Source organism: Serratia sp. CY47280 (assembly GCF_052168655.1).
GTDB classification, from domain to species: domain Bacteria; phylum Pseudomonadota; class Gammaproteobacteria; order Enterobacterales; family Enterobacteriaceae; genus Serratia; species Serratia bockelmannii.
Window position 1 is genome coordinate 607638 of the sequence record NZ_JBJNMG010000001.1, and the last position, 26106, is coordinate 633743.

At 57.0% G+C, this 26106-nt stretch carries 29 protein-coding genes; 18 read left to right on the forward strand and 11 right to left on the reverse strand.

Features of this window, described 5'->3' with window-relative positions; all coding sequences use genetic code 11:
* Positions 1–118: 118 nt before the first annotated feature.
* The 5 genes from ACJ8J4_RS02975 (at position 119) to ACJ8J4_RS02995 (ending at position 6917) form a co-directional block, all read left to right on the forward strand.
* Positions 119–733, forward strand: a complete 615-nt coding sequence (locus ACJ8J4_RS02975; protein WP_025302843.1) for a TetR/AcrR family transcriptional regulator — start codon at positions 119–121, stop codon at positions 731–733.
* A gap of 79 nt (positions 734–812) precedes the next feature.
* Positions 813–1922, forward strand: coding sequence for an efflux RND transporter periplasmic adaptor subunit (locus tag ACJ8J4_RS02980; RefSeq protein ID WP_141998080.1), 1110 nt, complete (start codon positions 813–815; stop codon positions 1920–1922).
* Complete coding sequence (locus ACJ8J4_RS02985; RefSeq protein WP_197835897.1) at positions 1919–5029, forward strand: efflux RND transporter permease subunit; 3111 nt, start codon at positions 1919–1921, stop codon at positions 5027–5029. Before ACJ8J4_RS02980 ends, ACJ8J4_RS02985 begins: the two co-directional genes overlap by 4 nt.
* Positions 5022–5195, forward strand: coding sequence for a hypothetical protein (locus tag ACJ8J4_RS02990; RefSeq protein WP_168186807.1), 174 nt, complete (start codon positions 5022–5024; stop codon positions 5193–5195). Before ACJ8J4_RS02985 ends, ACJ8J4_RS02990 begins: the two co-directional genes overlap by 8 nt.
* A gap of 186 nt (positions 5196–5381) precedes the next feature.
* Positions 5382–6917 (forward strand): phospholipase D family protein, encoded by a 1536-nt coding sequence (locus ACJ8J4_RS02995; protein ID WP_025302846.1) that lies wholly within the window; start codon positions 5382–5384, stop codon positions 6915–6917.
* Here ACJ8J4_RS02995 and ACJ8J4_RS03000 read toward each other — a convergent pair.
* Positions 6898–7254, reverse strand: coding sequence for a thioredoxin family protein (locus ACJ8J4_RS03000; protein WP_025302847.1), 357 nt, complete (start codon positions 7252–7254; stop codon positions 6898–6900). The genes ACJ8J4_RS02995 and ACJ8J4_RS03000 overlap by 20 nt on opposite strands.
* Complete coding sequence (locus tag ACJ8J4_RS03005; protein ID WP_025302848.1) at positions 7251–7673, reverse strand: MAPEG family protein; 423 nt, start codon at positions 7671–7673, stop codon at positions 7251–7253. Before ACJ8J4_RS03005 ends, ACJ8J4_RS03000 begins: the two co-directional genes overlap by 4 nt.
* Before the next feature lie 185 nt (positions 7674–7858).
* On the opposite strand from ACJ8J4_RS03005, the gene ACJ8J4_RS03010 reads away from it, so the two are divergent.
* Positions 7859–8173: an ArsR/SmtB family transcription factor gene (locus tag ACJ8J4_RS03010; protein ID WP_025302849.1), complete on the forward strand. Its 315-nt coding sequence runs from the start codon at positions 7859–7861 to the stop codon at positions 8171–8173.
* Positions 8174–8203: 30 nt separating this feature from the next.
* Here the strand turns inward: ACJ8J4_RS03010 and ACJ8J4_RS03015 are convergent, their stop codons facing one another.
* Positions 8204–8617, reverse strand: coding sequence for an energy transducer TonB (locus tag ACJ8J4_RS03015; protein WP_071826115.1), 414 nt, complete (start codon positions 8615–8617; stop codon positions 8204–8206).
* A gap of 293 nt (positions 8618–8910) precedes the next feature.
* Here ACJ8J4_RS03015 and ACJ8J4_RS03020 point away from each other — a divergent pair, with 293 nt between their 5' ends.
* Entirely contained in the window at positions 8911–9996 is a 1086-nt protein-coding gene (locus ACJ8J4_RS03020) for an NAD(P)-dependent alcohol dehydrogenase (RefSeq protein WP_025302850.1), read from the forward strand.
* A gap of 43 nt (positions 9997–10039) precedes the next feature.
* On the opposite strand, the gene ACJ8J4_RS03025 is transcribed toward ACJ8J4_RS03020, so the two are convergent.
* From ACJ8J4_RS03025 to ACJ8J4_RS03035, 3 genes are all read right to left on the reverse strand, one after another.
* Entirely contained in the window at positions 10040–10981 is a 942-nt protein-coding gene (locus tag ACJ8J4_RS03025; protein ID WP_264383948.1) for a sugar phosphate isomerase/epimerase family protein, read from the reverse strand.
* 10 nt (positions 10982–10991) lie between these two features.
* Complete coding sequence (locus ACJ8J4_RS03030) at positions 10992–12167, reverse strand: Gfo/Idh/MocA family protein (protein ID WP_049204042.1); 1176 nt, start codon at positions 12165–12167, stop codon at positions 10992–10994.
* A gap of 67 nt (positions 12168–12234) precedes the next feature.
* Positions 12235–13158, reverse strand: coding sequence for a substrate-binding domain-containing protein (locus ACJ8J4_RS03035; RefSeq protein WP_049204043.1), 924 nt, complete (start codon positions 13156–13158; stop codon positions 12235–12237).
* A 317-nt stretch (positions 13159–13475) separates the two neighbouring features.
* Here ACJ8J4_RS03035 and ACJ8J4_RS03040 point away from each other — a divergent pair, with 317 nt between their 5' ends.
* The 3 genes from ACJ8J4_RS03040 to ACJ8J4_RS03050 all read left to right on the forward strand — a co-directional run bounded on the left by ACJ8J4_RS03040 (position 13476) and on the right by ACJ8J4_RS03050 (position 15505).
* Positions 13476–14486: a LacI family DNA-binding transcriptional regulator gene (locus tag ACJ8J4_RS03040; protein WP_197769604.1), complete on the forward strand. Its 1011-nt coding sequence runs from the start codon at positions 13476–13478 to the stop codon at positions 14484–14486.
* A gap of 39 nt (positions 14487–14525) precedes the next feature.
* Positions 14526–15038, forward strand: coding sequence for a hypothetical protein (locus tag ACJ8J4_RS03045; RefSeq protein ID WP_043137327.1), 513 nt, complete (start codon positions 14526–14528; stop codon positions 15036–15038).
* Positions 15039–15124: 86 nt separating this feature from the next.
* Positions 15125–15505, forward strand: a complete 381-nt coding sequence (locus tag ACJ8J4_RS03050; RefSeq protein WP_049204045.1) for a nuclear transport factor 2 family protein — start codon at positions 15125–15127, stop codon at positions 15503–15505.
* Between the two features lie 182 nt (positions 15506–15687).
* Here ACJ8J4_RS03050 and ACJ8J4_RS03055 read toward each other — a convergent pair whose 3' ends face one another.
* Positions 15688–16077 (reverse strand): GrpB family protein, encoded by a 390-nt coding sequence (locus ACJ8J4_RS03055; RefSeq protein WP_072070374.1) that lies wholly within the window; start codon positions 16075–16077, stop codon positions 15688–15690.
* Positions 16078–16389: 312 nt separating this feature from the next.
* On the opposite strand from ACJ8J4_RS03055, the gene ACJ8J4_RS03060 reads away from it, so the two are divergent.
* Entirely contained in the window at positions 16390–16767 is a 378-nt protein-coding gene (locus tag ACJ8J4_RS03060) for a VOC family protein (RefSeq protein ID WP_025302858.1), read from the forward strand.
* A gap of 85 nt (positions 16768–16852) precedes the next feature.
* On the opposite strand, the gene ACJ8J4_RS03065 is transcribed toward ACJ8J4_RS03060, so the two are convergent.
* Entirely contained in the window at positions 16853–17311 is a 459-nt protein-coding gene (locus ACJ8J4_RS03065) for a YbaK/EbsC family protein (RefSeq protein ID WP_025302859.1), read from the reverse strand.
* Between the two features lie 168 nt (positions 17312–17479).
* Between ACJ8J4_RS03065 and ACJ8J4_RS03070 the strand changes: the two genes are divergently transcribed.
* From ACJ8J4_RS03070 to ACJ8J4_RS03090, 5 genes are all read left to right on the forward strand, one after another.
* On the forward strand, positions 17480–17905 hold the full coding sequence (locus ACJ8J4_RS03070) for a DUF2231 domain-containing protein (protein WP_025302860.1): 426 nt from the start codon (positions 17480–17482) through the stop codon (positions 17903–17905).
* 10 nt (positions 17906–17915) lie between these two features.
* Entirely contained in the window at positions 17916–19217 is a 1302-nt protein-coding gene (locus ACJ8J4_RS03075) for a PQQ-dependent sugar dehydrogenase (RefSeq protein ID WP_264383949.1), read from the forward strand.
* Positions 19218–19570: 353 nt separating this feature from the next.
* Positions 19571–19957 (forward strand): DUF2946 domain-containing protein, encoded by a 387-nt coding sequence (locus tag ACJ8J4_RS03080; RefSeq protein ID WP_230203382.1) that lies wholly within the window; start codon positions 19571–19573, stop codon positions 19955–19957.
* Between the two features lie 280 nt (positions 19958–20237).
* The gene (locus ACJ8J4_RS03085) at positions 20238–22250 is read left to right on the forward strand and encodes a TonB-dependent copper receptor (protein ID WP_343228789.1); all 2013 of its coding nucleotides are present in this window, start codon (positions 20238–20240) and stop codon (positions 22248–22250) included.
* 141 nt (positions 22251–22391) lie between these two features.
* On the forward strand, positions 22392–22553 hold the full coding sequence (locus tag ACJ8J4_RS03090) for a hypothetical protein (RefSeq protein WP_162837924.1): 162 nt from the start codon (positions 22392–22394) through the stop codon (positions 22551–22553).
* 22 nt (positions 22554–22575) lie between these two features.
* On the opposite strand, the gene ACJ8J4_RS03095 is transcribed toward ACJ8J4_RS03090, so the two are convergent.
* Positions 22576–23469, reverse strand: a complete 894-nt coding sequence (locus ACJ8J4_RS03095) for a LysR family transcriptional regulator (protein WP_049204048.1) — start codon at positions 23467–23469, stop codon at positions 22576–22578.
* An 84-nt stretch (positions 23470–23553) separates the two neighbouring features.
* Between ACJ8J4_RS03095 and ACJ8J4_RS03100 the strand changes: the two genes are divergently transcribed.
* Positions 23554–24330 (forward strand): NAD(P)H-dependent oxidoreductase, encoded by a 777-nt coding sequence (locus ACJ8J4_RS03100; protein ID WP_025302865.1) that lies wholly within the window; start codon positions 23554–23556, stop codon positions 24328–24330.
* Between the two features lie 15 nt (positions 24331–24345).
* Here the strand turns inward: ACJ8J4_RS03100 and ACJ8J4_RS03105 are convergent, their stop codons facing one another.
* Positions 24346–24996 carry a LysE family translocator gene (locus tag ACJ8J4_RS03105; protein ID WP_072008229.1) on the reverse strand — a complete coding sequence of 217 codons (651 nt, stop codon included), beginning with the start codon at positions 24994–24996 and terminating at the stop codon, positions 24346–24348.
* A gap of 91 nt (positions 24997–25087) precedes the next feature.
* On the reverse strand, positions 25088–25642 hold the full coding sequence (locus ACJ8J4_RS03110) for an NAD(P)H-dependent oxidoreductase (protein WP_043137298.1): 555 nt from the start codon (positions 25640–25642) through the stop codon (positions 25088–25090).
* A 102-nt stretch (positions 25643–25744) separates the two neighbouring features.
* On the opposite strand from ACJ8J4_RS03110, the gene ACJ8J4_RS03115 reads away from it, so the two are divergent.
* The gene (locus ACJ8J4_RS03115) at positions 25745–26104 is read left to right on the forward strand and encodes a winged helix-turn-helix transcriptional regulator (RefSeq protein WP_033643111.1); all 360 of its coding nucleotides are present in this window, start codon (positions 25745–25747) and stop codon (positions 26102–26104) included.
* Positions 26105–26106 lie beyond the last annotated feature (2 nt).

Here is a 26106-nt window from a genome sequence, read left to right on the forward strand (position 1 = left end):
CAGAGTGCAAGTGTATTTAGGGCAAACAGGAAGAAGCCTTGAACCGAATTTGAATTGTGACCACATTACCAATTGGTCACTCGTTGTCAGCCGGGCTTCATTGAGCTAGGATGGGAAAATGACTAAACAGATGAATGAAACCCCTTCCAGGGGACCTTCCGACCACAGTGTCCGCGATCAGGTCGTTGACGCGGCCACTGAGCATTTCGGTCACTATGGCTACGAAAAAACAACGGTTTCCGACCTCGCCAAAGCAATTGGTTTTTCAAAAGCTTATATCTATAAATTTTTCGATTCCAAGCAGGCGATTGGAGAAGTGATCTGCGCTAATCGGCTGGCGATCATAAGGGATATTGTCCACGCAGCGATTGCGGATGCGCCGACAGCTGCAGAGAAAATAAGGCGGTTATTCAAGGCATTGTCAGAATCTGGCTGCGATTTATTTTTTCATGACCGTAAGTTGCACGATATTGCGGCTGTTGCTGTGCGTGATAAATGGCCCTCAGCACAAGCTCATGAGCAGCACCTGCGGCAGCTAATCGAGCAGATCATTGTTGAAGGGCGCCAGGCAGGTGAGTTCGAAAGAAAAACGCCACTGGATGAGGCGGCGGATGCGATTTTTATGGTCATGCGTCCCTATATCAGCCCGGTTCAGCTGCAATATAATTTGGACACCATCCAAGCAGCGGCGGTGTTGCTGCCATCACTGATCTTGAGAAGTTTGTCACCCTGACTTTGTGACCATTGACAATAATGGTCACAAGTATAAGTATGGGTTCCTGTCCTGTCCTGTTAATTAATTAAGGGAACCCATGCTCGGACTTAAACCTGTCACCTTTGCTGTCTGTCTGTTGCCGTTTGCCCTTGTGGCCTGCGGTGAGGCTTCCGATAACCGCGATCCACGCAGTCTGCCACCTCTGGTCAGGTCTGCCGCAGCGATCAATGCAACCGACTTTTCCCGTGCTTTTACGGGGGTGGTGGTTGCACGAATTCAGAGCGACCTTGGTTTCAGGGTTCAAGGCAAAATCCTGGAACGTCTCGTCGATACCGGCCAGGCCGTGAAACGTGGCCAGCCGTTAATGCGTCTGGATCCGGTTGATCTGAGCCTACAGGCTCAGGCTCAACAGCAGGCAGTCGCCGCAGCAAAAGCGCGAGCCCGACAGACAGCGGATGATGAATCGCGTTATCGCGGTCTGGTCACTACAGGTGCTGTGTCGGCATCCGCTTACGATCAGGTTAAGGCTGCCGCAGAGACGGCCAGGGCTGACCTCAGTGCCGCCCAGGCGCAGGCGAATGTGGCGCAAAACGCCATGGGCTATGCAGTCCTGGTCGCTGACGCCGACGGAGTGGTGATGGACACGCTGGCCGAGCCAGGTCAGGTGGTCAGTGCCGGACAGCCAGTTATCAGGCTGGCGAGGGCTGGACAACGCGAAGCGGTCGTCCAACTGCCTGAGACGCTGCGCCCGGTAATTGGAAGCGTGGCACAGGCCTCTCTGTACGGCAGCGATACACCCTCTGTTTCCGCGAAGCTACGGTTACTCTCTGATGCAGCCGATCCGCTGACGCGCACGTTTGAAGCAAGGTACGTGCTCGACGGTCCATTGTCTGGTGCCCCTCTGGGGGCCACTGTCACCATCCATATTGCGCAGAGCAGAGCATCGCAGCCGTTGCTGCAGGTGCCTTTAGCGGCTGTTTTTGACGCGGGTAAAGGTCCGGGGGTCTGGAGCATTTCAGGAAATCCCGCCAGAGTGACCTGGCGGTCCGTGCAGGTCGTGAGCCTCGGGGATGATGCAGCAAGCGTAACCGGCAGCCTTAAGCCTGGCGAACAGGTCGTAGCGCTGGGCGCTCATCTACTGCATGATGGTGAGACAGTCCGGCTGGCGAAGCAGAGCGATATCCGTGTCGTCGGGAGTCGTCCATGAGTCGCGGACGTTTCAATCTTTCCGCGCTCGCCGTACGCGAGCGTTCCGTTACGCTGTTTCTTATCCTGTTGATCACCGTTGCCGGTATTCTCTCGTTCCTTGGGCTGGGGCGCGCAGAAGACCCGCCTTTTACGGTCAAGCAGATGACCATCATTTCCGCCTGGCCTGGAGCAACGGCTAAGGAAATGCAGGATCAGGTGGTCGAACCGCTGGAGAAGCGTCTCCAGGAGCTCAAGTGGTATGACCGCACAGAGACCTACACGCGTCCCGGTCTGGCTTTTACCATGCTCTCATTGTTGGACAGCACTCCCCCCTCAGAGGTCCAGGAAGCGTTCTATCAGGCACGCAAAAAACTCAGCGACGAGGCTAAAAACTTGCCGGCAGGGGTGTCTGGGCCGATGGTTAACGATGAGTTTTCGGATGTCACGTTTGCGCTCTTTGCGCTGAAGGCAAAAGGCGAGTCACAGCGGCTACTGGTGCGCGATGCCGAGTCATTACGCCAGCGCTTATTACATGTTCCCGGGGTAAAAAAAGTCAATATTATCGGTGAGCAGGCCGAGCGGATATTTGTCTCATTTTCCCATGACCGTCTGGCAACCCTGGGGGTCTCTGCCCAGGATATCTTTGCAGCCCTGAACAACCAGAACGTGCTGACACCTGCGGGCTCGATAGATACCCGTGGGCCGCAGGTTTTTATCCGTCTGGATGGGGCTTTTGACACACTGGAAAAAATTCGTGAAACGCCGGTTGTGGTGCAAGGGAGGACGCTGAAGCTTTCCGATGTGGCGACGGTCGAGCGTGGCTACGAAGATCCGGCGACCTTTATGGTGCGTAATCAGGGCGAACCTGCACTTCTGCTGGGTATCGTGATGCGTGAGGGCTGGAATGGTCTGGAGCTGGGTAAAGCGCTGGATAAGGAAGCCGCCAGCATCAATGCGGACATGCCACTCGGCATGACATTCGTGAAAGTCACCGATCAGTCAGTTAACATCAGTTCCGCCGTAGATGAGTTCATGATCAAATTTTTCGTCGCGTTGCTGGTCGTGATGGTGGTCTGCTTTCTCAGTATGGGTTGGCGTGTGGGTGTGGTGGTCGCTGCTGCTGTGCCCCTGACGCTGGCTGTCGTCTTTGTGGTCATGGAGGCGTCAGGTAAAAACTTCGACCGTATTACCCTGGGCTCGCTCATCCTGGCCCTGGGGTTGTTGGTGGATGACGCCATCATTGCCATTGAAATGATGGTGGTGAAAATGGAGGAGGGGTACGACCGAATCAAAGCCTCAGCCTATGCATGGAGCCACACTGCTGCGCCGATGCTGGCAGGCACCCTGGTGACGGCCGTTGGCTTTATGCCCAACGGTTTTGCACAATCCACGGCGGGTGAATATACCAGCAATATGTTCTGGATTGTGGGAATTGCATTGATTGCCTCCTGGGTGGTGGCAGTGGTGTTCACCCCTTACCTTGGGGTGAAAATGCTGCCGGATATCAAAACGGTTCAAGGGGGGCACACAGCTATCTACAACACCCGCCGCTACAACCGTTTTCGTCAGTTGCTGGCGCAGGTCATCGCGCGAAAATGGCTGGTCGCGGCTTCTGTCGTTGCGGTATTCACCGTTGCTGTTCTCGGCATGGCGCTGGTGAAAAAACAGTTTTTCCCGACGTCTGACCGGCCAGAGGTCCTTGTGGACGTCCAAATGCCGTATGGCTCGTCCATTGAACAAACCAGCGCCGCCGTGACGAAAATTGAGGACTGGCTGAAGCACCAGAAAGAAGCAAAAATCGTGACGGCTTATATCGGGCAAGGGGCTCCTCGTTTTTATCTCGCCATGGCACCCGAGCTACCTGATCCCTCTTTTGCGAAAATTGTTATCCTGACGGACAGTGAGGGAGCCCGTGAGGCGCTCAAGTTCCGTCTTCGCCAGGCTGCGGCTGATGGACTGGCTCCTGAGGCGCGAGTTCGCGTGACCCAACTGGTGTTTGGCCCTTACTCACCCTATCCGGTTGCCTTCCGTGTCACAGGGCCTGATCCGACGGTATTACGAGACATCGCGGACAAGGTGAAAATGCTGATGCAGGCCAGCCCGCTGATGAGAACGGTCAACACGGATTGGGGCTCACGCGTGCCAACACTGCATTTCACCCTGAATCAGGACCGCCTGCAGGCCGTGGGGCTGACGTCAAATGCCGTGGCCCAGCAGCTTCAATTCTTGCTTTCGGGTGTTCCTATCACCGCGGTGCGCGAAGATATCCGTTCGGTGCAGGTCGTGGGACGCGCTGCCGGCGATATCAGACTTGATCCGGCGAAAATAGAGGGTTTCACCCTGGTCGGTTCTGCAGGGCAGCGTATTCCGTTATCGCAGGTTGGCGAGGTCGAAGTGCGCATGGAAGACCCGGTCCTGCGACGTCGTGACCGTATGCTAACCATTACCGTGCGAGGCGATATTGCCGAATCCCTTCAGGCACCTGATGTTTCCACTGCGATTTTTAAACAACTGCAGCCCATCATCACAACGCTTCCGAATGGATACCGGGTTGAACAGGCGGGCTCTATTGAGGAGTCAGGGAAAGCTACCCAAGCGATGGTGCCGTTATTCCCTATCATGATAGCCATGACATTGCTGATCATTATCCTTCAGGTGCGTTCGATGTCGGCGATGGTGATGGTCTTTATGACCGCACCTCTGGGGCTGGTCGGTGTGGTGCCAACCTTGCTGCTCTTCAACCAGCCCTTTGGTATCAACGCGCTGGTTGGTTTGATTGCTCTGTCAGGGATCTTGATGCGTAACACGCTGATCCTCATTGGGCAGATCCATCACAACGAGCAGGAAGGGCTTGAACCCTATCATGCGGTCATTGAGGCAACGGTACAGCGCTCCAGGCCTGTACTGCTGACGGCGATGGCGGCCATTCTGGCCTTTATCCCGTTAACCCACTCGGTATTCTGGGGAACCCTGGCCTATACCCTGATAGGCGGGACACTGGGTGGAACCATTATTACGCTGGTGTTCCTGCCTGCTATGTATGCTATCTGGTTCCGGATAAAGAGCCCAACGGCAACCTTGCCAACCGAAAGCCATTCCACGTCTGAAGGATTAAAAAATGTCTGAATATAAAGCTGTTCTGATTGCCGGCGTTTCATCAGGCATTGGCAGGGCTGCCGCCTTGGCCCTTAAAGCCAGAGGTTGGTACCGTCAGGGATATCAATGGCGCTTCGCCGTTGAATGGCGTTGCGCTGACAGAAATGGATGTTCGTCATTTAAGCATCATGCCTAAGCTGGAATAAATTAAAGCCGATAGATATGCCAGTTGCGCAATACGGCGCAACTGGCATGATTTGGATAGTAACGTAAGATATTTTTCGTTTTCCAAGCGGACCTCGCGCATAGCGCGCTTCTCCTATAGATTGAAGCAACCTAATGACGTATAAAGCAAAGCAGTCAACCTCCGAGGCCGCCTCCCGTGATAAAAATTGTCGTGTATCTGATTATCGCCGTGACGATCGCCATTATTGCGGCAAGAGTCATCTTTCGTTTGCCGGATATTTCGCAGCGTCTGCCGCAGGCGGCATTGCCGGCTGATCCTACCGCGCTATTGCCGGCGCGGGCCGCCGAACAGATGGCGGCACATTCCGGCCTGAGCGGCGTGGTGCCGCTGGTCAGCGGCCACGATGCGTTCGCCAGCCGCCTGGCGCTGGCGCGGATGGCGGAAAGGTCTATCGACGCTCAGTACTACATCTGGCATAACGACACCTCCGGGCAGATCCTGCTGAAAACCCTGTATGACGCGGCCCAACGTGGGGTGCGCGTGCGGCTGCTGCTGGACGATAACGGCGTCGCCATGGATGAGACGCTGGCGGCGCTGAACGCCCAGGAAAACGTCGAGATCCGTCTGTTCAATCCGTCCACCGTACGTACGCCGAAACTGGCCGGTTACGCCTTCGACTTTATGCGCATGAACCGGCGCATGCATAACAAGTCCTACATCGTTGACGGCGCCGTGGCGATCATCGGCGGCCGCAACATCGGCGACGAGTATTTTCAGGTCGGTGACGAAAACTATTTCCTCGATCTCGACGTGTTGAGCGTCGGCAACGTGGTGGCGGAGACCGCCGAGGTCTTCGATCGCTACTGGAACAGCGCCTCGGTGTTCGGCGTTGAGCAGATTATCCGGGGAAAAGGCGATCTTTCCGCCTTCCTGACGCAGGCCGCCGCCACCGAAACCAGCGAGCGCGCCCGTAAACTGGCGGTGCAGCTGGAAACCAGCGCGGTGCGCTTTCGCGATGGCGCCATACAGCCGGAATTCACCCAGGTAGAGCTGGTGGCCGACGATCCGGCGAAAGGGTTGGGCAAGGCTTCGCGCGATCGTTTGATGGTGACGCAACTGGGTAAGATCATCGGCGGCGTCAGCCAGCAATTGGATCTGGTCTCCGCCTATTTCGTGCCGGGGCGAGAAGGGGCGACTTTCTTTGAATCGCTTGCCAAACAGGGGAAATCCATTCGCGTGCTGACCAACGCGATGAACACCACCGACGTGCTGGTGGTGCATGCGGGCTACGCCAAATACCGACGTGAGCTGCTGCAGGCGGGCGTCGAACTGTTCGAGCTGAAGCTGCGCGCCGGTCAACCGACCGGGCGCAAGGAGCTCAAGCCGCTGGGGCTGTCCGGCGCGGCGCTGCATGCCAAAACCTTCGCCATCGACGATAAGCGGGTGTTTATCGGCTCGTTCAATTTCGATCCGCGCTCGGCGCACCTGAACTGCGAAATGGGATTCTTGATCGACAGCCCGGCGCTGGCGGCCGACACCCGCCAACTGTTTGATGGCCCGCTCGAGTACGCCGCCTATCGGCCGGCATTGACGCCCGAAGGCAAAATGGTGTGGAAAGAAGCCTTCGAAGACGGCCATACCGAGGTGCACCAGCAAGAACCCGGCGCCGGCTGGGTAAAACGCATCGTTCTTACCGTGGCCGGCTGGCTGCCTATTGAGTGGATGTTGTAACGCCGGCGAATGCCGCCGCCACCCGGTGAGATAGCCGTTGCAAGGGAACCTCGCCCGCAATGATCGCGATGAGGCACGCATCCTCAAACAGGGCGAGGGAGGGCACGGATTTAATACCGAATGCAGGGGCGAGCGTCGGCGCCTGCGCGACGTCAATGCTGCCGAAGGCGATCTCGTTGGCGTGACGGTGCAGCTGTTCAACGATCCCCTGCATATTCTGGCAGGGGCGACACCAGGAGGCGGAAAAGTAGAGGATGGCCCGCTGCCCCTTGGGTTTATCCGCATCATAGAGGAAATGGGCCACCTCATGGGGCTCTGCCAGGTTCGTTATCGTCATGGCAGGCTCCCGACGATCTCTATCCCCATCCAAAACATCGTGACGATTTGTGTGAAAAAGAAAGCGAAACGCCATGTGGCGACGTTTTCCGTCTGCTCGAAACCGATGTGAACCAGACTCTGCGCCATGCGCGCGCCGAGCAGCACCAGAGACAAGACATTCAGCGTCGTGCTTTCCACCTGAAATACAGCTATCGCCACGACGAGGGCCGTATAAACCGGCAAATTTTCAATGCAGTTGCGATGCGCCGCAATGGCGCGCTGGTAGCTATCGCTGCCCTGTGGTTTGTTCGCTTGCCATTCGCTCACCGTGGCACGGCCGGTTAAAATTCTGGACCAGCGATAAACGCCGACGGTGCCGAATAGAATCAATAAGGTCCAGCCGGCAAACGCCAGCAGTACCAGGGTTGGCATATTCATAATGCATTCTCACTTGTGTTGGGGAAGGCCTGCGGCCTCAGGGAGAGCCACTTGGCATGAATACAAGGTTATATTAGATTTATATAAATTAGCAATATCTAATTTAAAGGGTGCTAATATAATGCTGTGCCAGCGTCTGAAAGCCGCTATAATGCGGCTGAATGATGACGGGGCCGTGATTGACCATGAATGCAAAAGCTAACCAAGATCCCTTTCTGATCGAAGGGGCGATTGAAGCCGCCAGGCTGTTGAAAGCGATAGGCAACGAACACCGCTTGCTGGTGCTTTGCCTGCTATTGAAACACGATGAGATTGCCGTGGGGGAGCTACAACAATTGGTGCCGCTAAGCCAATCGGCGCTGTCGCAGCACCTGGCGAAAATGCGCAATGAAGGTCTGGTGACGTACCGACGCGAAGCGCAAACCTTGTTTTACCGCATCGATAACCCAAACGTGGCGAAAGTGATCGCCACGCTCAGAGAGATTTACGCGCCGAAGTGAACAGGGCGTTGATCGCCGGCCGAGATTCGCTTATCGGTTGGCATCTGCATCACCAGAGAGTTTAAAAGTAAACAACGCCGTTTCATGAACACGGCTCGGTGTCCAGCAGCTGCGTGCGATGGCGCTTTTGGTGTCGCGATAGAACTCTGGGGTGCCCGTCAGCACGATATTTCTGGCTTTACCCTTATCATCAACATCAAACGTTGCGCTCACTTCGCCTTCGCGTTTTTCTGCCTTCGCAGAGGCGGAATAGTGCGGCCGCTCATAAAAAACTTGTCCGTCGCATCCCAAGTTAGGCGGTTGCTTTGCCGTTGGAACATCGCTGCCTGCACGCCAGGCATAAACGCAATCATTCACCGCACTGGCTTTTTCACAGCCATCAGGCTGCATTGGCACGCAGCCGGCAAGTGCCAGGCTCAGCGGGAGGAGGGTGAGTCGTGACATGGCATTTCCTGCAGGACTTATCAATCAGATAACGTATATTTTCGCTGAGCGTAGAGTATTTGGAAAGAGAAATGATGCAGCGTCTGTCGATATAAATCGACCGTGTTTTTCGGCAGCGTGACAAAGCAGATTTTATTGGATGTTATTTTATTGAATTATATTTTTTATATTATTTACCGATAAAGATTACTGGCGTGTTTAATTATTTCCCAAGGCGGTAAAATCGGAAAAAATGACCGATTGGATTATTCTTTTCTGTAGCCACTTCGGCAGAAACCAAAGGATCTTCCGCCATGCGCATGATGAAAGCCGCTGCCTTTATCGAAAAGGGGCGAATAGAACTCATTGAAAAACCTATTCCTTCCCCTGGTCCCAACGATGCCTTGCTCAAAATAACCACGACGACAATCTGCGGCACGGATATTCATATCCTCAAGGGAGAGTATGCGGTACCGCGTAGGTTGACCATTGGCCATGAGCCGGTCGGCATTATTGAAAAGTTGGGAAGCAATGTTAAAGGCTTTCAAGAGGGGCAGCGGGCATTGGCTGGGGCTATTTGCCCCTCTTTTACCTCCTATTCATGTCAGGACGGCTTTCCCGCGCAGGACGGTTCCTATTTACCCGAATGCCGCTGCCATGGCTATAAAGCCACGGCGGGTTGGCGCTTCGGCAACGTTATCGACGGCACTCAGGCTGAATATGTCTTGGTGCCTGATGCGGAAGCTAATCTGGCGCTCATCCCCGACGGTCTGACGGATGAACAGGTGCTGATGTGCCCGGATGTGATGTCTACCGGTTTCAAAGGGGCAGAAAATGCCAACATTAACATTGGCGATACGGTAGCCATTTTCGCCCAGGGCCCGATCGGCTTATGTGCCACCGCGGGGGCTCGCCTGCGGGGCGCCAGCCTGATTATTGCCATCAGCAGCTCTCCCGAAAAGCTGATGATGGCGGGAAAAATGGGGGCAAACGTCTTGTTGAATTACAAGGAAACCGATGTGATTGATGAAATATTCAAGATTACGGCAGGGCGCGGCGTGGATGCCAGCATCGAGTGTTTGGGGACGCAGGCCACCTTTAATCAGGCGCTGCGAGTCTTAAAACCCGGTGGCACATTGTCCAGCCTTGGCGTCTATAGCGACGATATTCAATTGCCTGTCGAGGCGTTTGCCTATGGTCTTGGCGATCATACGATTCGGTCGGCTCTGTGCCCCGGCGGCAAGGAACGGATGCGCAGAATGATGAACGTGATTCAGCATGGCGGTTTGGATCTCACGCCGTTCGTGACGCATCGTTTTCAACTGGAGAATATTGCCGAGGCTTACCACCTGTTCTCCGAAAAGCGCGATGGCGTGATTAAGTTGGCGATAACCCCGTAACGTGATGAACTCTGCGCAGCGGCCGTGGCCGCCGCGCAGGGTGTTATTGGCTGATCGTCTGCTGTAGCGCCTGAACGGAAGAGACGATGCCGGCATCGACCGACATGGTCAAGTCTTCCATTTCCAACGACACCCAGTCGTTGTAGCCTATCATGCGCACCACCGAGAAGAATTCCTTCCACCACTGCAGATCCCGGCCGCAGCCGACGGCGACATAGTTCCAGGCGCGGCCGGCCACCTCGTCGATCGGTTTGGTTTCCAGCAGTCCGTTAACTTCGACGACACCGCGTTCCAGGCGAACGTCTTTGCCGTGTACATGGTGAATGGCGGGACCAAGGGCGCGAGCGACCGCGATGGGATCCGCGCCCATCCAGATCAAATGGCTGGGATCGAGGTTCAGGCCCACCATCGGGCCAACGGCCTCGCGCAGCCGGAACAGCGTTTCCGGGTTCCACACCAGCATGGCGCTGAAGTTTTCCAGCGCAAAGCGCTCAACGCCGCACGCTTTGGCTCGGGCGACCAGTGCCTGCCAATAGGGGATCGCCACCTCATTCCATTGATAATCCAGACAGTTTTTCACCGTCGGCGGCCAGCTGACGGTATAGGTGATCCAGTTGGGGATGGTGTCATGCGGGCTGGCCGGCGGCAGGCCGCTCATCATGACGATCTTCTTCACCCCCAACAGGCCAGCCAGTTCCAGCGTATTGTCGGTTTGGCGCAGATGGCGCTGCCCCAGCTCGCCCGGATCGAGCGGATTGCCGGAGACATTGAGCGCGGCAATCTCCATGCCGCGGCTGGCCAGCGCCTGTTGCAGCTGCCGGCGTTTGGCGGGATTGGCCAGCAGATCGTCGGCATCCAGATGGGGCGCCGGGGACCAACCGCCGGTGGTCATTTCCACGCCGCGCACCCCCAGCTCCAGCAGCCGATCCAGCATCGGCTCGAAGGGTAAATGGCCCAGGCTGTCGGTACAGAACGAAAGTTTCATGGTGCTTTCCTTATTGGTAATTGACCCAGGTGGCGCCGTTGTCGGCGGAGCGAACGCAGTTTTCAATCCAGCGTACGCCTTCCAATCCGGCATCGATATCCGGATAGATCAGCGCGGCCAGCGTCTGCCGATCGCCGCGCTGACTGGCGCTGATCGCGATGGCGAACTTGAGGTAGATATTGGCCCAGGATTCGGCCAGCCCTTCGGTATGCAGCGCGCCGAGCCGCTCTTCGGCCAGCGCGCTGTCGTCCAGATAGGGCATGCCGTGGTGCAGCGTTTGGCTGGGCCGCCCCTGGATCTCATAGCGTAATTCGCCGGGCGTGGAATCGCTCCATTGCAGGCTGGCGCGTGAGCCCACCACGCGGATGCTTTGGCTGTCCATCGCGCCGGCGTTGATGGCAGAAGCCCACATGCGGCCGACGGCGCCGTTTTCGTAGTGCATGAGCACCATGGCGTTGTCTTCCAGCGGGGCGCGGGAAGGAATAAAGCTCTGGCGATCGCACAGCAGGGAGGCAATCTTCATATCGGGCATCACCAGCTGCGAGATGTAGAAGGTGTGGGTGGAGATGTCGCCCAGCACAAAAGAGGGGCCGGCGATTTTCGGATCGACGCGCCACTTTTGTGCCTCGAACGTGTCCGCGCTTTCGTTGGCATTGAAGCCGTGGGTGTACTGCAATTCGACCATGCGTATTTCGCCGATGTCGCCGTTCGCGATCATGGCGCGCATCTGCATCAGCAGCGGATGGCCGGAGAAGCCGTAGGTTACGCCGACGATAAGGCCTTTCTCCGCCGCCAGCGCCTTGATTTCTCTCGCCTCCGCCGTGGTGAAGAACAGCGGCTTTTCGCAGATGACATGCAGTCCGGCATTCAGCGCGGCGCGCGTGATTTCATAGTGGGTGCCGTTAGGGGTGGCGATGGTCACCACCTCAACGCCATCTTCGCGGTTAGCTTCTTGCTCCAGCAGCTGTTGATAGTTGTCATAGCAGCGTTCGGCGGGCACGCCGAGATTGACGCCAAACTCACGTCCGCGCGCCGCGTCGATATCAAAGGCGCCGGCAACCAGCCGATAGGCGGTGTTGTCGCGCAGTGCGCCGGAACGGTGTTTGTAGCCCACCTGGCTGAGGCGGCCGCCGCCGATCATCGCCCAACGCAGCGGGCGAGGGATGCTTCTTTCACCATTTAACATGCTGACTCCTAATACTGTGGTTTTGCACTCGGGTGCAAAGTGGGTTGAAAAAGAGAGTGGCAACGGCTTATTTCTGATTCATCTGTGCAAATTGCGGGTAGTTTTCTCGCGTCACGGTGGCGTAGGGTACCCAGTTATAGGGCTCGGTTTTGGCGTGATCCAACATCGCTCGGGTCACCTGCACCGCACCGATCGCCTGGGCTTTGGCATCCTGGAAAATGGTCACCGCCAGGTCGCCATTTTTGATAAATTGCAGGCCGTCGGGTGTGCCGTCGATACCGGCAACCAGCACGTCGCGCTTTTTGGCCTGTTTCAGCGCCATGATCGCGCCGATGGCCATCTCATCGTTGTTGGCGGCGATCGCATCGATCGCCGCGCCGTTCAGCAACCAGCCGGAAACCACGTCGACCGCTTCATTGCGTTGCCATTTGGCGGTCTGTTTCTCTACCACTTTCAGGTCTTTGTATTTGGCGATCACCGTTTCCACTGCACGGGTGCGTTCGCGAGTTTCTTCGTTGGAGAGGGCGCCCATCAGGATCGCCACATTGCCGCGGTAATTCATTTTTTTCGCCAGGGCCTCCATCTGCAGGCGGCCGCTGAGCGCCGAGTCGGAGCCGACGTAGGCCGTCGCGCCGCTGAGCGGCACTTCGGGTTTGCGGTTGACGAAGATAAGGGGGACCGCGGCGCGTTGGGCGGCCGCTATCATCGGCTGGACGCCTTGCGTATCGACTGGGTTGAGGATAATGGCGTCCACGCCCTGATTAATCAGATCGTCTACCTGCTGCACCTGCAGGGCGACATCGCCTTTGGCATCGACGAACTGGCCTTGCAGCTGTTGCGCAGCCAGTTCTCGCGCCATTTGGCTGCGCAGGATGGAGACGAAGTTGAGATCGAAGTTGGCCAGCGCCACGCCGACCTGGTAGGTCTTGGCCTGGGCGGTCACGACAAACAGCGAGCAGGCTAACATCAACAGCAGTCTGGTTTTTTTCATTACGGTATCCTGTTGAGAAGAGAGGTGTTATGTAAAAACAGTTCTTTTGCAACCGGGTGCAAAGCAGGAGACAAAACCGCGATGAGTCTCTGAATGCCACCGTGAATGTCGGCCATGAAGAAAATTTGGTCAACAGGGGAAAGGTGAAAACAGCGCGGACGATCACAAACTCTTTACCTTTTGCACCCGGTTGCATAACAAATTGCAATCGGGTGCAAAAACGGGACATAATCGCAGCAGGTATGCCGGCAGGCGCTTAGGGGATCTGAGCGAGCAGGGTATAGTGTGACTTCACCGAAGCAGAGATCGACGCAACCATGACGAAACACCACAAAGCCACCGCCAGCGATGTCGCCGAAAAGGCCGGCGTCTCTAAATGGACGGTATCGCGCGCCTTTACGCCCGGCGCGTCGATCTCAGACAGCGCGCGTGAAAGCGTACTGGCGGCGGCGGCCGAGCTGGGCTATCGACCCAATCTGCTGGCGCGCAGCCTGTCGCAAAAACGCACGCACATCATCGGCGTGGCCATCGACGAAATGAAGAACCCGCATTCGATGATGATGCTCGATATGGTCACCAAACAGCTGCAAACCCGCGGCTATATGGCGCTGCTGCTGAACATCACCGCGGGGGAAAACTACCGGGCGGTGATGGCGATGGCCGATCAGCTGCAGGTCGATGGCATTTTGTTCCTGGCGACGGTGTTAACCCAAGAGTGGGCGGCGATCGCGCAAGATCTGCATCAGATCCCGCTGGTGCAGGTGTGCCGCAATACGGAAAGTGAACACATTGATGTGGTGAACATCGACGGCTACCGCGCCGGCGAAGAGATCGCTGGGTTGCTGATAGAACAAGGGCATCGGCGCTTTGGCTACATGAAGGGGCCAGACACGCAAAGCAGCCATTTGCTGCGTATGGAAGGCTACCGCGACAAACTGATGGCCGCCGGTTTTCAGCTGGATCGGGTGCTCACCGCTGGCCACTACGATCGCCAGCGCGGTTTCCAACTGATGAGTGAATACCTGCAGGCAACGCCGGAAAGTGAGCGGGTTGAAGCGCTGTTCTGCGAGAACGACGTGCTGGCACTGGGGGCGCTCGAAGCGCTCAGGCAAGTAGCACCGTCGTCAGCCATGGCCGTGGTAGGTTTCGACGATATCGACGAAGCCGGCTCAGCCAATTGGGCGCTGACCAGCTACAGCCAACGCATTGACCGGTTAGTCGAGGAGGCCTTGAATCGCCTGATCGACAATCGCACCACGGCAGACGGCGCCTGGCGGCATGGAGAGTTGCGAGTTCGGCGGTCGCATTTGGCTGGGAAACCGGCGTAAGGATTTCTTTTTGTGTGACAATGTCACTATTGAGGCTTGATGAGAGCACATCGAGATGTAAAGAAGAAACTCTATAGAAGAGAAAGCGTTACATCCAGAGGGCCCATCGCCAGCGGTGGTAAGTACCGCTGGGAACGCCATGGTAAACAGGCAGACGATGAGCAGTTGCCACTGCGTGAAAGTATGCATGGGCAGATACAACATGGCATGGATTACACGCCGCTATTTCAATTTCTGCTCAGTAAAGTGGGCCAACCCTGGAATGAAGTACATAGCGAAGCGGTAAGTCGGTTGGATAAAGAAGCGCCTATTTTTTACCTGGTGGCGCTGCACCGTAAAAACTGGCAGAGCTATGTCCGCTGTGGTGAGTCGAGCTATTACAGCGGACTATGCATAGATGATCACGGGATACTGCAGAAAGTGAACCCGGCATTCACCGCAGAAGATGTGCCGGTGAGATGCCGCTGTTGTACCTATACGTTCAACGGGGAACTCGTACCCGTCACGGAAAAGAACTGGCAAAAACCCTATGAGAAGGAATCCTGGGAATAGTCAGGTTTCACGAGTGTCATTCTGGTGTAGATTGACTGCCGAAGTTTGCCAGATTTCACGTAGCGCGATCAAAAAAGGAGGGCATTTTGACCCATTTTGCACAGTGGCTTAGCCAAATTCAGGCGCTTGAGGTTGAACTGCACCAGCCAACAACGCGCTGCGATCCGAAACATGTCGCGGCATTGTTGCATGAAGACTTTGAAGAGATTGGTCGTTCAGGCCTACGTTATGACAAATGCCAAACCGTTGCGGCGCTGGAGATGGAAACGGATTATCCGCCGATTTTCGCCGAAGGGTTTAAGCTGGCGAAAATCAGTGAAGGCGCCGTGTTGCTGACGTATAAAAGTTTTCAGCGTGACGCGCAGGGCCGCGTCGTTCGTTGCACCGAACGCTCATCGGTTTGGCTCCTGACGGAAAAGGCGGGTTGGCAGATGCGCTTTCATCAAGGTACGCCGACTAAGGGCTAAACTGAGATGGGTTGACAGATGGGCTTAAAACATAAAAAAGGATGTCAGCCTGATAAGCCTTGAAGGTGAGGTGAGAAAGGACGGGCAGGATAACCCCGGTGCGTACCCAGTAATTACATTTAACATAATATACATTATGCGCACCTAGGTGGTGATATGTGGATTCTGCCGTCCAGGCCTGATCATGGGCTTTCTCCTGCGGTTAACCATATCAGCGCCAGCTGCTCATGCCGCTGAACAAATTCGTTTTTCAACCTGCCATAAGCCGCCGGGTTTTGCCGACTGTCTTCTGCTGCCTGACGTTTGATTGCCGCATATTGCTGAGCAACACCATGATGCTTGCGCAGATAATCTCTGAACACCAAATGTCGGATCGCCTGTTCACTTACTGCAGTAAATACATGATTGCCGTTTCCCTTGATGTAGTAACGCCTGCCGGCTATGCCGTTCTCGCCGCGCGGCGTAGCTCTCATATCATGCATCCTGTCATTCAAACCATCCAACGCCGCCAGGCTTTCAACTTCTAGCAAGGTATCAATCGCTGGTTTGGCCGGCAGCTCCGGCCTGCTGATGAATTGCCGTTAACATGCCGGCCGGTATGCGCTCTGCCATTTCCCGCTCCAGTAATGATGACCGGACATGATTTTCTATGGCGGCTACCTGCCGGTATTGGCCAGAAATCCTCTGCTTTTTTGATCGCGCTACGTGAAATCTGATAAAACGTGGCGGCTACGATACTGCAGATTTCATCCAAACGCGTCACTTAAACGGGCAGTATTTGCCTGTTAAATGCGCATTGGCGTGCGTTTGCATCGCTTTCTGCGTCCAACACGGCGTTGGCTATACTGAATGGGAACATTCTTTCACGCTCAAGGAGCCTCCCCATGTTTGATCATGTGAAATTTGGCGTCAGCGACTTTGCCCTCAGCAAAGCGTTTTTCCTCAATGCGCTGGCGCCACTGGGCGTAAAGATCGTTGCCGAAGGCGAACCCGACTATGGCGTTGAGCTGTGCCGCGATCGAGATAACGTGTCATTATGCCTGTTTCAGACCGATGAAAAACCGGCGCATCTGCACCTGGCATTTGCCGCAAGCAGCCGTGAACAGGTCGATGCGTTCTATCACGCCGCGTTAAACGCCGGCGGCAAAGACAATGGCGCGCCCGGCTTGCGGCCCAATTACCATGCCCATTACTATGCGGCATTTGTGATCGCCCCGGATGGCCACAATATCGAGGCGGTTTGCCATCACCCGATGGATTAGTAATTTTCCCTGTTAAAACAGTCTATTAATTAAGAATTGATACAATCTATTTAACATAACGTAATTGTGACGCGGTCACATATAGTTACCCTGTCACGTCAATCCACTCCGCTCCGGTGATGCTGGCCAGACGTTGCGGCGCAATTCTCACGCCTGAGTTATCGCTGCCGCCTGCCGGAAGCACTTCACCGTAACTGCACAGGCTGCGGTCGCAGTAAATTCTCACCGTTTCCGGTGCGGCAAAGGGGCAAACGCCGCCGGGCGGATAGCCGGTTAATGCTTCAACCTCTTCCGCCGGCAGCATACGCGCCTTCACGCCGAAGAATTGCTTGTACTTCTTGTTGTCGATTCTGGCGGTTCCCGCCATCACCAGCAGCACCACGCCATCGTTCACGCGAAACGACAGCGTCTTGGCGATCTGCCCGCTCTCCACGCCAAAGGCTTCCGCCGCCAGCGCTACCGTCGCGGTGTTCTTTGCCAGCACCGTCACCGTCGTCTCCGGTGCGTGCTCGGCCAGAAATCGCTGAACGCGCTCTATACTCATGCCCTTCCTCCTGATATTGCTAAGCCATTGATAATGCCGCAGTGATGGTTTCGGTTTTAACATCGCATGCTAAAAATGAGAATCAAAATTGTTCAAATCGCTGGATCTGAACAAAGCTTTAAGGGGCCAATGGCCTTTTTACCCATCATTTTTCATGGAGATGCCTGCATGACCACGCAAACGACAGCAAGGCCCTCAGCGGCCGCAGTGGCCGTCTATGAATGGCTCAACCCGATACCTTATGGATTTTTCACCGCGGCGCTAATTTTCGACATCATTTATGCCTGCACTGCCAATATTCAGTGGGTTAATGGCGCCAGTTGGCTAATCGCCATCGGCCTGATTTTTGCCATCATTCCTCGCCTGATTAACCTGGTGCAAGTATGGTTCGGCAGCGGCCGGCTGCTGGGTTCGTCGGTCAAACTCCATTTCTGGCTGAACCTGTTGGCCATCGTTCTCGCCATTATCAACGCTTTCGTGCATAGCCGGGATGCGTATGCCGTGGTGCCCCAAGGCCTGGTGCTGTCTGCGATCGTGGTCGCGCTGCTCAGCCTGGCGAATATTCTGCTGGCCCTTGGCGCCCGCGCAAAATAAGGAGGTTTTCATGAAGCTCTCATCTCTGGCGCTCACCCTTTCCGCCGTATTGGCCTTGGCCGGCTGCGATAACAGCGCCGTCATTTCGCCAGAGCAACAAATGGGCCCGGACCCGACGTTGCCGGCGGCGCAAGACTTTCTGATGCCGCCGATGCAGGTGCCTAAGGGCGTTGGCTGGCAACAAGATCAGACGCCGAAAGTGGCGGAAGGCTTGAAAATCGATAAGGTGGCGGACGATTTGCTTCATCCGCGTCAGTTGCTCGCGCTGCCCAATGGCGATGTGTTGGTCGTGGAGGCCAACGGGCCGGGCACGGAAGCGGTGAGCACGCCCAAGCAGCTGATCGCCGGCCTGGTGAAAGGCCAGTCCGGTAAAGGCGGTAAAGGGGGCAATCGTATCACCCTTCTGCGCCCGACCGCCGGCGGCAACTGGGAAAAGCATGTCTTCCTCGAGGGGCTCGATTCCCCGTTCGGCGTCCAGCTGATTGGCAATACGCTGTACGTGGCCAACACCGGCAATATCATGCAGTACGCCTATCAACCGGGCGAAACGCGCATCAGCGATCCGGGTAAAGAGCTGGCCGATCTGCCGAACACTATCAATCACCACTGGACCAAAGCTCTGCTGGCCAGCCCGGACGGCAAAAAGCTGTATGTTGGCGTCGGCTCCAACAGCAACATCACCGAAAATGGCCTGGCCGTAGAGTACCGGCGCGCCGCGGTACTGGAAGTGGACACCGCCTCCGGCGCCAGCCGCATCTTCGCCAGCGGGCTGCGCAACCCGACCGGGCTACAGTGGGAACCGCACAGCGGCAAGCTGTGGGCCATCGTCAACGAGCGTGACGAGATCGGCGCCGATCTGGTGCCGGACTACCTGACCTCGGTGCAGGACGGCGGCTTCTACGGCTGGCCTTACAGCTATTTCGGCCAGCACGTCGATCGTCGGGTGCAGCCGGCGCGGCCGGATCTGGTGGCGAAAGCCATCAAACCGGACTACGCCCTCAGCTCGCACGTCGCACCGCTGGGGCTGCTGTTCTACACCGCGAGCGCTCTGCCGGCCGAGTATCGCGGCGGCGCCTTTGTCAGCGAGCACGGCAGCTGGGATCGCTCGCCGCTGAACGGCTACCGAGTCAGCTACGAGGCGTTTGAACAAGGCAAGCCGGTCGGCAAGCTCAAAGCCGTGGTGACAGGTTTTGTCTCCGATGATGAGAAGGAACTCTATGGCGCCCCTGTGGGCCTGGCGATCGACAAGACCGGCGCTTTGCTGGTTGCGGATGACGTCGGCAACACCGTCTGGCGCGTCAGCGCGAAGTAAGGTTACGGGCGGGTTCCGGTGAACTCGCCCGTGACATTGTCACTCATCCCTCTGCGCCAGCCAGATTGTCATAAAGCGGAATAATCGTGCTCGCCAGTTTTTCCGTCATTAATATTGTCCCCGTCATGTCATTGGCGCAAAAAAATAGCCTTTGGTCAGAATTAAAGCGCTTATCCGATAATATATTCATCAACAGAGCGTTGACCAGAAATAAAAGGTTTTAACATTTCGACATAAACCAGTACAATTCCCTACCCTGTGTTAACCCTTTTTTTAGGTTGATTGTGTCGTTAATTCAGCCCTCTGCATCGCGAAATCGGGCCGCCGCCTGGTTAGGGATGTTTGCCATTCTGATGCTGTTCATTGCGCCGGTGGTCTCGCGATCTCTGGAGCATGTACGCGCCGGAAGTGCTGGAACGACCGCCATGGCGGATTGCGGCATGGATATGCCGATGCATCACGGGATGCACTCGCCGCCGTCTGAACCTGAAAAAGCCTCGCAGGCGCTGATGCAGCACGGCGGCGGCCACCACAACATGGCGATGATGATGGACGACAGCGCCTGCGGCTACTGCGTGCTGTTGCTGCACGCGCCGCTGCTGGACGTGAGCCACGCCCCGCTGTTCTGGTCCCAGTCGCTGGCTTCACGCCCGCCGCCGATCCATTACCTCGTTCCCCTGTTTGCCCACGTCGTTCACACCGAATTACAGCCGCGCGCGCCCCCCGTCTCTTTCCTCTGATTTAACCGCAAACCCATTGCCGTTCTCTGTATTGCCGTTGATTGCTTCAACCCGGCGGAATTAACTCGCCCAACGGTTAATCATCGAGACGACATTATTAGTCCGGTTATTTCCACGTCGATGGAATTAACCTCCCGTATTTACCGATGGTGATTTTCGCCAGGCCGCCCTACGCCTGAATAATCCCTCGGCCAAGAACGGAATAGAGTTAGCTTAAGGAAAGATGATGTTTAAACCGACTTATAAAAAGAACGCCGTCACCCGCGCCATTACCACCGCCATGCCGTTGTTCCTGCTGGCTGGCCACGCGGCGCAGGCGCATCAACCCCCTACCGGCGCCCAGGTTAATGATGGCGACGTGATCACCGTTACCGCACCGCTCTACTCTCCGCTGACCATCGTGACGTCACCGAAAACTCCGCGCCAGCCGGTGCCGGCCAGCGATGGCTCGGACTACTTGAAAACCATTCCCGGCTTTTCTCAGATCCGCAACGGCGGCACCAACGGCGATCCGGTGTTCCGCGGCATGTTCGGTTCGCGGTTGAAGATCCTCACCGACGGTTCGGAAATGCTGGGCGCCTGCCCATCGAGAATGGATGCGCCCACCTCTTACATCTCGCCGGAAAGCTTCGATCTGCTGACCATCACCAAAGGGCCGCAGACGGTGCTGTGGGGGCCGGGTTCGTCGGCGGGCACCGTGCGTTTCGAACGTGAACGTCCGCGCTTCGACGAGCCGGGTATCAAGGGCAACGCCAGCGTGCTGACCGGCTCCAATGGCCGCTGGGACGAGAATATCGACGCCAGCCTCGGCGCCGAGCAAGGTTACTTGCGGGTGATGGCCAACAAATCCCGCTCCAACGATTATCAGGACGGCACCAATACACGCGTGCCGTCGCGCTGGGACAAGTGGAACGGCGATCTGGCGCTCGGCTGGACGCCGGACAACGATACGCTGCTGGAAGTGACCATGGGCCGCGGCAACGGCGAAGCGCGCTATGCCGGCCGCAGCATGGACGGTTCGCAGTTCAAGCGCGAAAGCCTGGGCATGCGGGTGGAAAAATCCAACATCGGCGAGGTGCTGGATAAGCTGGAAGCGCAGGTCTACTACAACTACGCCAACCACGTGATGGACAACGTCACCCTGCGCTCGCCGGGCAGCGGTGGCATGGGGGGGCACGGCGGCCATGGCGGTATGAGCATGGGCGGTCACGGCGGGCACATGATGTCTTCCGGCATGACGATGCAGCTCGATCGCCGCACCGTCGGCGGCCGCGTGATGGGCACCTGGCAGTGGCAGGACGTGAAGCTTGAAAGCGGCCTGGACACGCAGACCAACACCCACCGCAGCATGAGCCGCGGCAGTTGGGAAAAAGACGCCCAGTTCAACAGCTACGGCGCCTTCAGTGAGCTGACCTGGTCCACCAGCGAGCAGGATAAACTGATCGGCGGCGCGCGTCTTGACCGCACCCTGGTGGAGAATTTCCGCAGCGGTAGCGATGGGGAGCGTTCAGACACCCTGCCTAGCGGCTTTATGCGTCTTGAGCATACGCTGGCCGACCTGCCGCTGATGTTGTATGCCGGCGTCGGTTATACCGAGCGCTTCCCGGATTACTGGGAGTTATTCTCGCCGAAGCTCGGCCCGAACGGCAGCAAAGATCCGTTCTCCAGCGTCAAGAGCGAGAAAACCACGCAGCTCGACATCGGCGCACAATACAACGGCAAGCGCTTCAACGGCTGGGTCTCCGCTTATGTGGGCCGCGTCGATGATTTCATCCTGTTCAAATACGATCCGCACAATGCGCGTCTCAGCCAGGCCGATAACGTCAACGCCGACATCATGGGCGGCGAAATGGGCATGGGTTACCAACTGAGCGAGCACTGGAAAACCGACGCCAGCCTGGCCTACTCCTGGGGTAAAAACACCAGCGACGGCCGCCCGCTGCCGCAGATCCCGCCGTTGGAGGCACGTCTGGGGCTCACCTATGAGTACGGCGACTGGAGCGGCACCGGGCTGTGGCGTTTGGTCAGCAGCCAAAACCGCGTGGCGATCAACGAAGGCAACGTGGTGGGCAAAGACTTTGCCGAAAGCGCCGGCTTCGGCGTGCTCTCCGCCAACGCCGCTTACAAGGTGAATAAAAACGTCAAGCTGAGCGCCGGTCTGGATAATATCCTGAACAAGACCTACAGCGAGCACCTTAACCTGGCGGGCAACAGCGCCTTCGGCTATTCGGCCAACAGCGCGGTGAATGAACCGGGCCGCACCCTGTGGGCCAAGGTTAACGTCACCTTCTAAGCCATCCACCGGGCGATGGGCAACCGTCGCCCGGTCATGCGATATGCGATCCGGTTCTTAGGATATGAGTTTTAAGTTTTTCCCATTCGGTTTAGCGGCGATTACTATCACCCTCAACGTAATCAACGATCCGGAGGGAATATGCAAAAGCTCACTCGTTTTCTGGCCCTGCTCGGCGAGCTGATGATCGAAAAAGCCGACGATGTCGCGCCACAGGCTACTCAGCCAGACGATCGCGACGACGCGTTGCCACCGCGCCTCGAACGCGGCGTTCCGCTGGCCGACCGCTTCCTGTTCATGTAATTTCCCGCGCTGTTTAACCCGCTTACACTGACCGCACGATATGTTCGCGCAGCCACCGGTGAGCGGGATCTCGATGCGATCGTTCGTGCCACAGCATGGTCATTTCAAACCCCGGCACCGCCAGCGGCGGCTCGAGTTGTTGCAATAAAGGCTGGTTGCGCACCAGCCGCTCCGGCAGCATCGCCACCAAATCGGACTGCGCCAGCACCGAGATCACGAAGAGAAAATGCGGCACAGAAAGCACCACGCGCCGCGTCAGCCCCACGTCCGCCAGCGCTTGGTCGGTGATGCCGTAGAAACCGGCGCCGTCCGGCGAAACCATCACCTGCTCCAATTCGCAAAATTGCGCCAGCGTCAGGTTTTCATGCAGCTTGGGATGGCCGACTCTGCCCACCAGCACATAGCGTTCACTGAACAGCGTGCGCTGACGCAAACCGGGCGGCGACCCCTCGCGGGTGTGAAACGCCAGATCGATCTCCCCCTGTTCCGCCAGTTTGGCGATGCGTGACGGCGCGGTTTCCAGCACCGCCAGCCGGGTGCCGGGCGCCGCCGTGCGCAAACCGTTCAGCGCCGGCAGGACGATGGTGGATTCGCCGTAGTCGAAGGCGGCCACACGCCAGGTATCGGTCGCCACGGCGGGATCGAACGGCGTCGCCGGCGTTACCGCCAACTCAAGCGCCGCCAGCGCCTGGCGCAGCGGTTCCCGCAACTGCTCCGCTCTGGCGGTCGGACGCATGCCGCGCGGGCCGGGCAACAGCAGCGGATCGTCAAAGATCGCCCGCAGTTTGGCGAGATGCACGCTGACCGCCGGCTGAGAGAAATTGAGCCGCTGCGCCGCGCGCGTCACGTTGTGCTCCGCCAGCAGCGCGTCGAGCGTCACCAGCAGATTGAGATCCAGCCGCCTTAAATTATTCATGGTTATACCTGGGATAACGGTAATTCATTTCTAATATACCTTGTGACGCCCTAACCTGCAGCTCTCACACCAAGGAGAGTTGCTATGAATGTGCTGATTGTTTACGCCCACCCGGAGCCGCAGTCGCTGACCGGCTCACTGAAAAACTTCGCCGTTGAGCGCCTGACGCAGGCCGGTCATCAGGTACAGGTGTCCGATCTTTACGCCATGAAGTGGAAAGCGGCACTTGACGCCAACGACAGCCTGGAAGGTGCATCAGGGCCCCGTTTCGATCCTTCGTTGGATTCCCAGCGCGCGTTTGCCAACGGCGTGCAGAGCGCCGATATCGAACGGGAGCAGCAAAAATTGCGCTGGGCGGACGCGGTGCTGCTACAGTTTCCGCTGTGGTGGTTCTCGATGCCGGCGATTCTGAAAGGCTGGTTCGAGCGTGTCTATGCCTATGGTTTTGCCTATGGCGTCGGTGAGCATTCCGATACGCATTGGGGCGACCGTTACGGCGAGGGTATGTTGGCGGGCAAACGGGCGATGCTGATCGTCAGCGCCGGCGGGTGGGAATCCCATTACGCCCCGCGCGGTGTCAACGGGCCGATCGACGATATCCTGTTTCCGATCCAGCACGGCATACTGCATTACCCGGGATTCGAGGTGTTACCGCCGTTTGTCACCTATCGTGCCGGAAAGACCGACGAGACGCGCTTCGCCGCCCTGTGTGAACAGCTCGGACAGCGGCTCGACAATCTGTGGCACACTGAGCCGATTCCGTTTCGGCGGCAGAACGCCGGTGACTACCTGATCCCGCAGCTGACGCTGAAAGCACATCTCGCGCCGGGGCAAGACGGTTTTAGCATTCACCTGAAATAGCGCGAACCGCTCCTCTTATCGCGGCGCTGACGCAGCGCCGCCCCCGAGGAGGAGTTTGGCGCCCAATCCCATCATGACCAAGCCCGTAAATCTCTGCTGCCACACCAACAACCGAGGATTGCGGGCGAGCCATTGCCCCACGGTGCCGGAGGCCATAGCGACAGAGCCCAGCGAAAGGATCCCGGCCAGCTTCTGAATGGAACCTAAAACGAGCAATTGCAACCAAACCGGCCCGGTTTCAGGGTTAACAAACTGCGGGAGGAAAGCAAACATGAACAGCAGCGACTTAGGGTTGGTCAGGCTGTTAATTGCCCCTTCTTTCACCGCCTGCCACCCGGTCATCATCCGGGGTTTCAGCACGGCATCGGAACGCTGCCGGCTTACCTTCAGCATTTTTATCCCCAGCCAGACCAGATAGGCGGCCCCAACCCAACGCAATACGTCCAACGCCAGCGGATAACTATGCAGCAGCGTGGCGAGGCCGAGCACCAGCATGGAAACCTGCACCATACCGGCGACAAAAACCATGCCGAAAACATTGAGCAGCGCGATGCGACGGCCTTGGCCGATACCCCGGGCCAGCGTGAGCATCATGTCCGGTCCGGGAGAGAGTTCCAGAAGGGTGAGTGCAACAAGAAAAGCAATAAACGTTTCGGCTGAAGGCATGGGGTTATCACCGGCGAGTCAAAGGATACGGCAATCATATTCCTCCCCGGACATTCGCAACAGCACTATCAGACGCATCCGGGGAGTGTCGTTAACTCAGGGCGGCGAGAAATGCCTGATAGCCTTGCGCGCTGCTATCCAATTCGTGGGATTGCAGCGGTTCCACCGTCCCGTCCGAAGCGGCTTCCTTGCCGTAAAAGGCAAAGAACGAGGCATAATCAGCCCGCACGTAATCGGCGGTCACTTCAAACGGCCGGAAGATCTCCTCCAGCGAGTAGCGATAACGCCCTTCACGCGCGTAATCTTCTGCGCGCACGCCCGCCGTGACCGCCAGCGCCAGTTTCTTGTTCTGCATCTTATAGCCGCTGCGGGAACCGTAGGCCCAGCCGTAGGTGAGCACGTCGTCCAGCCATTTTTTCAGCAGCGGCGGGCTGCTGAACCAGTAAATCGGGAACTGCAGCACGATGTTGTCATGCGCTTCAATCAACTGCTGTTCTTTGGCGACGTCGATCTGCCAGTCCGGATAGGCCTGATGCAATTCGTGCACGGTATACCGCTCCGGATAGCGACGCAGTTCCTCCAGCCAACGTTTGTTAACCACCGAGTTCGCCATATCGGGATGGGCCACGATCACCAAGGTTTTCATACTGATTTCTCCAGTCAGGTGTTTCGGCGCATCTTAGGGTATGCTGACAGAATGTAAAATACGCACACTCACGATACATACTTACCTTGGAGAAAGTATAAAATGACCGCCGAATCTCACTGCAGCCCAACGGGCATCAGTCTCGAAGACACCGGCTATGGCTACACCCTGTCGGTGATCAACGGCAAATATAAAATGATAATTCTCTACTGGCTGGCGCTGTATAAGCCGGTATTGCGGTTCAACGAACTGCAGCGCTGCATCGGCACCATTTCGTATAAAACGCTCAGTTCGACGCTGAAAGAGCTGGAAAAAGATCGGCTAGTGGTGAGAAAGGAGTATCCGCAGATCCCGCCCAAGGTGGAGTACAGCCTGTCCGAGCGCGGGCGTTCGCTGATCCCGGTGATCGACATGATGTGCGACTGGGGAGAGCGGCACCGGCCGGAACAGCCGGCGCCGTGAGG

Coding starts and splice junctions, on each gene's coding strand:
- ACJ8J4_RS03005 (WP_025302848.1), bottom strand. CDS start 7,673: ATGAATATGCCAACCCTGGTACTGCTGGCGTTTGCCGGCTGGACCTTA.
- ACJ8J4_RS03085 (WP_343228789.1), top strand. CDS start 20,238: ATGCCGTTGTTCCTGCTGGCTGGCCACGCGGCGCAGGCGCATCAACCC.
- ACJ8J4_RS03000 (WP_025302847.1), bottom strand. CDS start 7,254: ATGACGATAACGAACCTGGCAGAGCCCCATGAGGTGGCCCATTTCCTC.
- ACJ8J4_RS03010 (WP_025302849.1), top strand. CDS start 7,859: ATGAATGCAAAAGCTAACCAAGATCCCTTTCTGATCGAAGGGGCGATT.
- ACJ8J4_RS02990 (WP_168186807.1), top strand. CDS start 5,022: ATGTCTGAATATAAAGCTGTTCTGATTGCCGGCGTTTCATCAGGCATT.
- ACJ8J4_RS03100 (WP_025302865.1), top strand. CDS start 23,554: ATGAATGTGCTGATTGTTTACGCCCACCCGGAGCCGCAGTCGCTGACC.
- ACJ8J4_RS03040 (WP_197769604.1), top strand. CDS start 13,476: ATGACGAAACACCACAAAGCCACCGCCAGCGATGTCGCCGAAAAGGCC.
- ACJ8J4_RS02980 (WP_141998080.1), top strand. CDS start 813: ATGCTCGGACTTAAACCTGTCACCTTTGCTGTCTGTCTGTTGCCGTTT.
- ACJ8J4_RS03045 (WP_043137327.1), top strand. CDS start 14,526: ATGAGAGCACATCGAGATGTAAAGAAGAAACTCTATAGAAGAGAAAGC.
- ACJ8J4_RS03090 (WP_162837924.1), top strand. CDS start 22,392: ATGCAAAAGCTCACTCGTTTTCTGGCCCTGCTCGGCGAGCTGATGATC.
- ACJ8J4_RS03020 (WP_025302850.1), top strand. CDS start 8,911: ATGCGCATGATGAAAGCCGCTGCCTTTATCGAAAAGGGGCGAATAGAA.
- ACJ8J4_RS03025 (WP_264383948.1), bottom strand. CDS start 10,981: ATGAAACTTTCGTTCTGTACCGACAGCCTGGGCCATTTACCCTTCGAG.
- ACJ8J4_RS03095 (WP_049204048.1), bottom strand. CDS start 23,469: ATGAATAATTTAAGGCGGCTGGATCTCAATCTGCTGGTGACGCTCGAC.
- ACJ8J4_RS03110 (WP_043137298.1), bottom strand. CDS start 25,642: ATGAAAACCTTGGTGATCGTGGCCCATCCCGATATGGCGAACTCGGTG.
- ACJ8J4_RS03015 (WP_071826115.1), bottom strand. CDS start 8,617: ATGTCACGACTCACCCTCCTCCCGCTGAGCCTGGCACTTGCCGGCTGC.
- ACJ8J4_RS03030 (WP_049204042.1), bottom strand. CDS start 12,167: ATGTTAAATGGTGAAAGAAGCATCCCTCGCCCGCTGCGTTGGGCGATG.
- ACJ8J4_RS03105 (WP_072008229.1), bottom strand. CDS start 24,996: ATGCCTTCAGCCGAAACGTTTATTGCTTTTCTTGTTGCACTCACCCTT.
- ACJ8J4_RS03075 (WP_264383949.1), top strand. CDS start 17,916: ATGAAGCTCTCATCTCTGGCGCTCACCCTTTCCGCCGTATTGGCCTTG.
- ACJ8J4_RS03035 (WP_049204043.1), bottom strand. CDS start 13,158: ATGAAAAAAACCAGACTGCTGTTGATGTTAGCCTGCTCGCTGTTTGTC.
- ACJ8J4_RS02985 (WP_197835897.1), top strand. CDS start 1,919: ATGAGTCGCGGACGTTTCAATCTTTCCGCGCTCGCCGTACGCGAGCGT.
- ACJ8J4_RS02975 (WP_025302843.1), top strand. CDS start 119: ATGACTAAACAGATGAATGAAACCCCTTCCAGGGGACCTTCCGACCAC.
- ACJ8J4_RS03080 (WP_230203382.1), top strand. CDS start 19,571: ATGCTGTTCATTGCGCCGGTGGTCTCGCGATCTCTGGAGCATGTACGC.
- ACJ8J4_RS03060 (WP_025302858.1), top strand. CDS start 16,390: ATGTTTGATCATGTGAAATTTGGCGTCAGCGACTTTGCCCTCAGCAAA.
- ACJ8J4_RS03070 (WP_025302860.1), top strand. CDS start 17,480: ATGACCACGCAAACGACAGCAAGGCCCTCAGCGGCCGCAGTGGCCGTC.
- ACJ8J4_RS03115 (WP_033643111.1), top strand. CDS start 25,745: ATGACCGCCGAATCTCACTGCAGCCCAACGGGCATCAGTCTCGAAGAC.
- ACJ8J4_RS03065 (WP_025302859.1), bottom strand. CDS start 17,311: ATGAGTATAGAGCGCGTTCAGCGATTTCTGGCCGAGCACGCACCGGAG.